This window comes from Pseudomonas sp. 15C (assembly GCF_055484735.1).
In genome coordinates, this window is sequence record NZ_JBUDGD010000007.1 from 122549 (window position 1) to 131321 (window position 8773).

At 55.0% G+C, this 8773-nt stretch carries 5 protein-coding genes; all 5 read left to right on the forward strand.

Translation table 11 applies throughout. The features are described 5' to 3' along the window. Positions 1-46 precede the first annotated feature (46 nt). Positions 47-835 (forward strand): ABC transporter permease, encoded by a 789-nt coding sequence (locus ACYYKW_RS06480; protein WP_093099561.1) that lies wholly within the window; start codon positions 47-49, stop codon positions 833-835. After that, on the forward strand, positions 835-2094 hold the full coding sequence (locus ACYYKW_RS06485; RefSeq protein WP_464989684.1) for an ABC transporter ATP-binding protein: 1260 nt from the start codon (positions 835-837) through the stop codon (positions 2092-2094). Before ACYYKW_RS06480 ends, ACYYKW_RS06485 begins: the two co-directional genes overlap by 1 nt. Before the next feature lie 87 nt (positions 2095-2181). Continuing rightward, positions 2182-6000, forward strand: a complete 3819-nt coding sequence (locus ACYYKW_RS06490) for a glycosyltransferase (protein WP_172833251.1) — start codon at positions 2182-2184, stop codon at positions 5998-6000. Between the two features lie 256 nt (positions 6001-6256). Next, positions 6257-8251: a polysaccharide biosynthesis protein gene (locus ACYYKW_RS06495; RefSeq protein WP_090285033.1), complete on the forward strand. Its 1995-nt coding sequence runs from the start codon at positions 6257-6259 to the stop codon at positions 8249-8251. A gap of 110 nt (positions 8252-8361) precedes the next feature. Beyond that, positions 8362-8697: a ComEA family DNA-binding protein gene (locus ACYYKW_RS06500; protein ID WP_090285031.1), complete on the forward strand. Its 336-nt coding sequence runs from the start codon at positions 8362-8364 to the stop codon at positions 8695-8697. The last annotated feature ends 76 nt before the right edge of the window (positions 8698-8773 follow it).

The window sequence follows — 8773 nt, forward strand, 5'->3', positions numbered from 1 at the left end:
GTTGTGAAACGGTGATGAACGAGATGGAAACGTCCGGAGATTTTCAATGAGTTGGCTCAGGGCAATGCTGGCGGACCGCAGGATTCTGGTGAGCCTGATTTCAAATGATCTTCGGGCTCGCTACCTGACTAACTATCTCGGATTTTTGTGGGTATTCATTCAACCCTGCGCGACCACACTGATTCTGTGGTTCGTGTTTCAGTTCGGGTTCAAGGCGGCTCCCCACGGAGATTTCCCTTTTGTCTTGTGGCTGGTGTGCGGCCTGGTTCCGTGGTTTTTCACCGTCGAAGCATTGAATTCCGGATGCACGGCGGTCAAGGAAAACAGTTTTCTGGTGAAGAAAATCGTTTTCAAGGTATCGCTGCTGCCATTGGTCAAACTTAGCTCGGCAGTGCTGGTACACGTGTTCTTCGTGTTCATCCTGTTGCTGCTCTTCGTTATCTACGGCTATGAGCCGAACCTTTACTGGTTGCAGGTCGGGTATTACATCGCCTGTCTGTTCATGCTGCTTCTGGCAATCGCCTGGATTACCAGCTCGGTGGTTATTTTTTTTCCCGACCTGAGTCAGTTGGTGGCGATGGCTACGCAGTTCGGGTTCTGGTTGACGCCTGTGTTCTGGGATATCGATGCGATTCAGGGCAGGGCAGCGTCGTATCTGCGGTTGAACCCGTTTGCCTACATTGTCGAAGGATTCAGAGACTCGCTCATACGTGATGTCTGGTTTTGGCAACGTCCGACCCAGACCCTGTTTTTCTGGGGCGTCATGATTGTCCTGATGTTCGTGGGCTGGCATACGTTCAGAAAGTTAAGACCTCATTTTGCGGATGTTTTGTGATGAATGCAGTGAACGAGAGCGCAATCAGCGTCCGAAATGTCAGTAAGGTCTACAGGCTTTACAACAAGCCGGTCGACAGGCTGGTCGAAGCTCTTTCGCTCTTTGGCAAGCATCGGCATCATGATTTTCATGCGCTGACCGATGTCTCTTTTACTGTCGAAAAAGGCCAGACAGTCGGAATCTTGGGAAAAAACGGCGCAGGTAAAAGTACCTTGCTGAAAATCCTCACCGGCGTGCTGACACCCTCCAGCGGCGAGGTCACGGTTGTCGGTCGGGTAGCTTCCCTGCTGGAGCTGGGTGCAGGCTTCAATCCCGATTACACCGGCGTTGAGAACATTTATTTCCAGGGCTCCCTTATGGGTTACTCCCGTGAGGAAATGCAGACGCGGATCGCGGCGATTCTCGAGTTCGCCGATATTGGCGATTTCGTCAATCAGCCCGTTCGCATGTACAGCAGTGGCATGTTTGCGCGTCTGGCTTTTTCCGTGGCGATCAACGTCGAGCCGGATGTGCTGATCGTTGACGAAGCGCTAAGCGTCGGAGATGCGGGATTCCAGCTCAAATGCATGCTCAAGATGAAGCATATGCAAGAGCGTGGCACGACGATCCTGTTCGTTTCGCACGATACCCAGTCGGTCATTCGTTTCTGCCAGGCCGTTATTGTCATGCAGAACGGACAGATCATCGACCACAGCACCGATGTGCTGACCGCGACCAAAAACTACGAAAAGAAAGTTCGCAACAGCAGTTCGGTGTCTGTCCCGGTGGTCGAAGAACAGCATGTCGATGTTTCCTACGACACTGAGTTGGGGGATATCTCGGAGGTCCGGTTCGGTTCCGGCGCGGCAAAGATCAATGCCGTCGACTTTTTCAGTGCCGATGGAACGCAGACCAGCCACTTCGAACCCACCGAAGATGTCACGATGCATTGCTATGTGCAGTCGTACGCACAACTCAAGGAAGTGGTCATGGGTTATTCCCTGCGCGATGCCAAAGGCGTCGATGTTGCCGGGGACAATACGTTGCTGGCCGGGTGTAAATTCGATCTGGATGCAGGCGCTTACAAGATCAGTTTTAGCTTCCCGTTGAATGTTGCCCCGGGAGAATATTTTCTGTTTATCGGTATGGCGAGTCTGGACGGAGAACGCGTTGAGCTTGATCAACGTTGGCCGATGCGCAAAGTCAGCGTGTCCGGTGGACGTCAGATCGTGGGCGTTGCCTATTGCCCGTCAACTGTCAACGTAGTGAAGGTTGCTTGAATCATGCTTAAGATCGGTAATGCTGATATCGCTGACACAGTCAGGTTTCATGTCGACGAAGCGGCTGAGTGCATCATCGAGGACGGTGTGCAGTTGCGCGATAACGTCGTCATCGAATGCGGGGCGCAAGGCTACTTGCGTATCGGTTCGGGTACTGTCATCAATTGCGGTACCTGGATCAACGGCAGTGGCAAGGTGACCATCGGCAAGGATGTGTTGGTTGCGCCCAACGTTTCCATCACTTCGTCGGCCCATCGCTATGATTTGCACGCGCCCATCAAGAATCAGGGCCTGCGACTGGCTGAAGTCAGCATCGGCGATGATGTATGGATCGGTGCCAGCGCTTCGGTACTGGCCGGTGCCGTGATCGGCAACGGCTCCATCATCGCAGCCAACTCGGTGGTGAAATTCAATATCGAGCCTGAAAGCATCGCGGCGGGGGATCCCGCAGCCAAAGTCGCTTCGCGCAAATACAAACGCGTGGTTTTCTACACCTTGCCACTGGTGTTGAGAGAGCGTGCAACATTATTCAGCAGTATCGTTGACGTCTATCTGCCACTGGCCAACAAGTTCAGCGACGAAGGCTGGGAGTGCATCTTCGTTGGTTCTGATGAGCTCAAGGCTCAATACCCGGATTTCCGCCACGCGTGGATCAGTCCGTCTTCTTACGGGTGTGAGTACCCGGTGTCAGGTAATGCCCACTGGCTGGAAGACTGGCGCTGCCTCCTCAATAAGCAGCCATTGAAATTCCATGATCATTTTGTCACTGCCTTGATCGACAACGTGGACCCGGATCTGGTGTTCTGCTGGAACTACGACGGTAGCCTCGAAACCGTGTGTGCGGCCAATGATGTGCCTTTGCTTTTCAATGAGCTGGGTATGTTGCGCGCGCCAAATCCAATGGCTTATTACTCGGACACCCGTGGGGTCAATGTACGCAGTGGATTTGCCGTCGAATTTGCCGAGTATCGGCAGCAGACCGGCGCCCAACCGACCGAGGAGGCGTTGGAACGACTCGCGCAGATGGAAGAGAGTTATCGTCTGGAGGGAAATCAACAGCTGCCGACGGCTCTGATTCTGCTGCAGGTGCAGGATGACTCGAACATCATCATGGGCTCGCCTTTCGCAAGCATGGCCGAGTACGTCGATCATGTGCTGACTGTCATCGGAAACAAGGATTACCGGGTAATTGTCAAACCGCATCCCTTGGATGAGGTGCCTGAGTTGCCCGAACATGTCGAGGTGGCCGACAGGGAACACAGCATCACGCAATTGATTGCCAGCGCCGATGTGGTGTTCACGATCAACTCTTCGGCGGGTTTTGAAGCCGCCCTGGCTGGAAAGACTGTCTACGCGTTGGGTAAGGCGCCGTACAGCGGCACCGGTTTGACCATCGATGTGAAACAACCGCAGGATCTGGCATCCCACTGGCAAGCGAACGGTGCTGTCGCACCGTGCAGCCGGGAATTCCGGGCGTTGCTTCTGGACTTTGCGCAGTCCCGCTACTTTTTGAGCGAGGCGCAATTCATCGAGCCATCGGCGCACCTTTCGCGCTTGACCCGGACATCAGTCAGCGGTCAGACGAGGAATGCATTCGACGCGGAACTGGAAGTTTACCGTCAGCAGTCTTACATCACCTGGCTTGAAGACAAGGCGCTGGAGGTGCAGGCGGATCTGGCTGCGCTCAATCATACGTATCTGGACATGCAGGCCGAGCTGTCGGGTGTTCGCCACCAATTACATGAAACAAAAGAGCAACTTTCGGCGACGGATGACAGGCTCAGTCTGGTCCTGAGCGACAGGTATATGAATGACAACGACGAACTCATTCAGATGCAGAACCAGCTGCTCCTCGAGCAGGAACGACTGACGCAGCTTTTGCAGGCGCGTGAAGAGCAATTGCAGGCGCGCGAAGAGCAGATAGAGGTGCTCAAGTACGATCTCTGGAAGATTTATATCTCCAGATCGTGGCAAATCACCCGGCCGTTGCGCGGCGTTAGCCGTCTGGTTCTGCGCGGCTGGGGGAAAATGCAGCGCGTGGTCAGAAATCCGCGTGCCGTACTGCGCCCGGTTTACCAGAAATTCCCGGCGCTGATTGGCGTGCGCATGCGTGTGCGGCACCTGATCAAAAACGTGCAAGCGAAAATGATGCGGGCGATCAACTCCCGAAACAATCTCGCCGCCGTGCAAGCGATCGCGGATCGGCGTTTTGTCTACGCACCGACGTTGCCGGCGCTCGACGCGCAGCCCGTCATTGACGTCTCGATCGTGACCTATAACAGCAGCAAGTGGGTCGATGGATTCTTTGCATCGCTGACCGCGCAGGAATATCCGCTGCAAAAACTCAACCTGTGTTTTGTCGATAACGGCTCCAGCGACAATACTGTGGCCGAGCTGCAACGCTGGAAAACCACACTCGCGTCGCAGGTGGCGGGTTTTGAAGTGGTTCAGGGCAAAAACGTCGGCTTCGGTCTGGGACATGATCGGGCGATCAAGACCGGTCAATCCGAATGGATTCTGATCAGCAACATCGACATCGTGTTCGCGCCGCGATCCATCGCCAATGCGGTAGCGGCGGCAGGCAGCGATACCTCTGGAGCCGTTGCGTCATGGGAGTTGCGTCAGGCGCCCTACGAACATCCGAAATATTATGACCCGGTCACTCTGGAAACCAACTGGTCTTCCCATGCCTGCATCCTGGTCCGGCGCTCCGCTTACTTCAAGGTGGGCGGTTATGAGCATGAAATTTTCATGTATGGCGAAGATGTCGAATTGTCCTATCGATTCCGGTCTTTCGGTTACCAGTTGAAATACTGCCCGTCGGCAGTGGTTTACCACTACACCTACGAGCACGAGAACCATGTCAAGCCGATTCAGTTCACCGGCAGTACGTTGGCGAACGCTTATCTGCGCCTGCGTTATGGCGATATGAGCGACAAGTTCGGCGCGCTGGTCCTGCAAAGTGCTCTGTTGTTCCGCCCGGAAGTTTATGCTGGCGTTCGGCGTGATTTGATTGGCAACATCGGCAAGATCGTTCGCAAAGCGCCGCACTTTCTGTCGGGCAAGGGTTCCAGCAAGGAAACGTACTTCCCCTTCCGCGGGTTCGACTACGAAATGATTCGGGACGGCGCCTTCTGGACAATCGGTGAGCAACTCGACGAGATGCCGCTTGTCACGATCGTCACCCGAACTTATCGCAACCGCACCGAGTTTCTGCGTCAGGCGATCATCTCCGTACGCAATCAGACTTATCCGAACGTAGAGCTGGTGGTGGTTGAAGACGGCGGTGAGACGATGAAAGAGCTGGTGGCTGAGTTCCAGCAACAGCCAGGTCACCCGATCCGCTTCTACGGGATGGACAAAGTCGGTCGGTCCGTCACCGGCAACCATGGCCTCGAAATGGCCAAGGGTACTTACTGCATGTTCCTGGATGATGATGATCTGCTGTTCTCCGATCACGTCGAAGTGTTGATCGGAGCGCTGGCAAAAGATCACGAATCGGTGGCGGCCTATTCACTGGCCATGGAAGTCGGCACCATCACTGGCGCGGATGGACGTTACACCGAGACGAGTCATGAAACGCCTTCCTACTTCAAACAGGAATACGACTACAACGTCCTGCTGGACCACAACTTCATTCCGATTCAGTCGCTACTCTTCAAGCGTGAGCTTTACTTGCAACGTGGCGGATTTGAGACCGATATGAGCAATCTTGAAGACTGGAACCTGTGGCTCAGATACGGTTTTGGCAACAAGTTTACTTACGTCGCGAAAACCACTTCCTTGTTCCGTACTCCGGCAGACCCGAATATCCGTCTGGAGCGGCACAAGTTGTTGCACGATGCTTACAACATAGCCAAGGGACGGGCAGCGAAATCCTGTGAGGGTTACACCGCGTCTGCATGATGCATCGCCTGAGTAGTCAACTGGACAGCGCGAGCGATGACGCTGTTCAGTTGACGAAGTGTCGAGACGCGCCGGGATATCAGGGATGGCGTGCATTGATGCTTCAGCGTCATCGGATTGTGTTTTGTCGGAACCCGGGCTTCATTTCGAAATCCACAGCAAAACTGCGCTGCATGGGTTTACAGTGTCGGGCGGCGGTAGATTTTCGGGTTCTGTTGCCCGCTGAAAGGAGTTCTCGTAGGTGCCAGAGATCAATATGGACAAGATGAGGCAGTTCCTGCTGGGCCTGCCGCGTAGAAACAAGAGGATGCTGCAAGTTGTCACGGACATCGTCCTGGTCTGGGTAGCGCTGTGGATGGCGTTCATCGTCAGGCTGGGCATCGACGAGATGGTCAATCCGTTCAAGGTCCACCTGTGGTTGTTCATCTGTGCACCGCTTGTCGCCATTCCTCTGTTCGTTCGGTTCGGAATGTATCGCGCCGTGATGCGCTATTTCGGCAATGACGCGCTTATCGCAATCATCAAGGCTGTCAGTCTGTCCTCGCTGGTTCTGGCACTCGTCGTCTACTGGTACAGCAATCACCAGGTCGTTGTGCCACGTTCGATCATTTTCAATTACTGGTGGTTGAGCCTTGTCATCATTGGCGGCCTGCGCTTGTGCATGCGCCAGTATTTCATGGGGGACTGGTTCACCGCGGCGCAACATGTGCCCTTTACCAACCGCGATGACGGTCTGACCAAAGTGGCTGTTTACGGAGCCGGCGTGGCGGGCAATCAGTTGGTCGCGGCACTGCGCATGGGGCGGGTCCTGCGCCCCGTGGCTTTCATTGACGATGATCCTGGCATTTCCGATAGATCGATCTCAGGCCTGCAGGTCTATAAACCCAAACATATCCAGCAAATGATCGACGTGACCGGCGCTCAGGAAATCCTGCTCGCACTGCCGTCGTCGACCCGCGCGCGCCGGCGGGAGATACTCGATCTGCTGGAAGGTTTTCCTCTGCATGTACGCAGTGTGCCCAACTTCACGGATCTGGCCAGCGGGCGGGTAAGAGTCGAAGACATTCAGGAAGTCGACATCGCCGACCTGCTGGGGCGAGACGCGGTGCCTGCGCAGCCCGATCTGCTGGAACGCTGTATCACCGGCAAAACGGTGATGGTGACCGGAGCGGGTGGCTCCATCGGTTCGGAGCTCTGCCGGCAGATTTTTTTACTGCAGCCGACCACACTTATCCTGTTCGAACACAGTGAGTTCAATCTGTACAGCATCTTGCGTGAACTGGAAGAGCGCGGGTGTCGTGAATCGGTCCAGGTCAGGTTGTTGCCCATCCTCGGTTCGATACGTCATCAGGACAAGCTGCTGGATGTGATGAAAACCTGGAAAGTTGATACGGTTTACCACGCGGCGGCTTATAAGCACGTGCCGATGGTTGAACACAATATCGCCGAAGGCGTGCTCAACAATGTGATCGGCACGCTCAACACTGCACAGGCGGCCTTGCAGTCGGGCGTGTCGAACTTCGTGCTTATTTCCACCGATAAGGCGGTGCGTCCGACCAATGTCATGGGCAGTACCAAGCGGTTGGCCGAATTGACCTTGCAGGCACTGAGTCGGGAGGTCGCGCCGGTCTTGTTTGGCGACAAGTCCAATGTTTCCAGGGTCAACAAGACGCGTTTTACCATGGTGCGCTTTGGCAATGTGCTGGGCTCCTCCGGATCGGTCATTCCGCTGTTTCACAGCCAGATAAAGTCTGGCGGCCCACTCACGGTGACCCATCCGAAAATCACACGTTATTTCATGACCATTCCAGAAGCTGCTCAACTGGTGATCCAGGCAGGTTCGATGGGGCAGGGCGGCGACGTGTTCGTGCTGGACATGGGGGAGCCGGTAAAAATAGTGGAACTGGCGGAGAAAATGATTCATCTGTCCGGTTTGAGCATTCGTTCCGAACGAAATCCGCAGGGCGATATTTCCATCGAGTTCACGGGTTTGCGCCCTGGTGAAAAGCTGTACGAGGAGCTGCTGATCGGCGATAACGTCGCGTCCACGCCGCATCCGATGATCATGACAGCCAATGAAGACCATTTGCCGTGGGATGTGTTGAAGGTCAGGCTAAGCGAGCTGCTCGCCGCCGTTGAAAGTGACGACTACGCCCGCGTTCGTCAGCTCCTGCGCGAGACTGTCAGCGGCTACACACCAGACGGCGAGATAGTCGACTGGATCTATCAGCAGCGCCGCCTGGAAACCTGATTGTTTCACATCCTGTAACGCTCGCATTTTTGACATCCCCCCGCCATGACCTACGTTTGAAGAGCAGCTTCGGAAAAGCTGCTTTCTCAAACGATGATGGAGCGTCACTTATGCGTACCGGTTATTTCTATTCCTTGATTTTCGCTTTCCTGACCAGCGCCTCGATTGCCGCGATTGCGGCACCTGTCTCGCCCTCGGAGGGCGCCACTGCGCCTGTGGTGATGGATGCCGCGAAGTCTGCGCAAAGTGCGAAGATTGACCTCAATGACGCCGATGCGGCAACACTGCAGAAAGAACTGGCAGGCGTTGGCGAAGCCAAAGCACAGGCAATTGTTGCGTATCGTGAAACAAACGGACCGTTCTCCTCGGTTGACGAGTTGCTCGAGGTCAAGGGGATTGGCAAGGCGATTCTGGATCGCAATCGCGACAGGCTGGAAGTCAACTAAGCTGAATGTTCAACGCCAGGAGGCCGGTCATTGACCGGCCTTTTTTGATTTTGTGCGGTGACGAGCTGATGGGCTC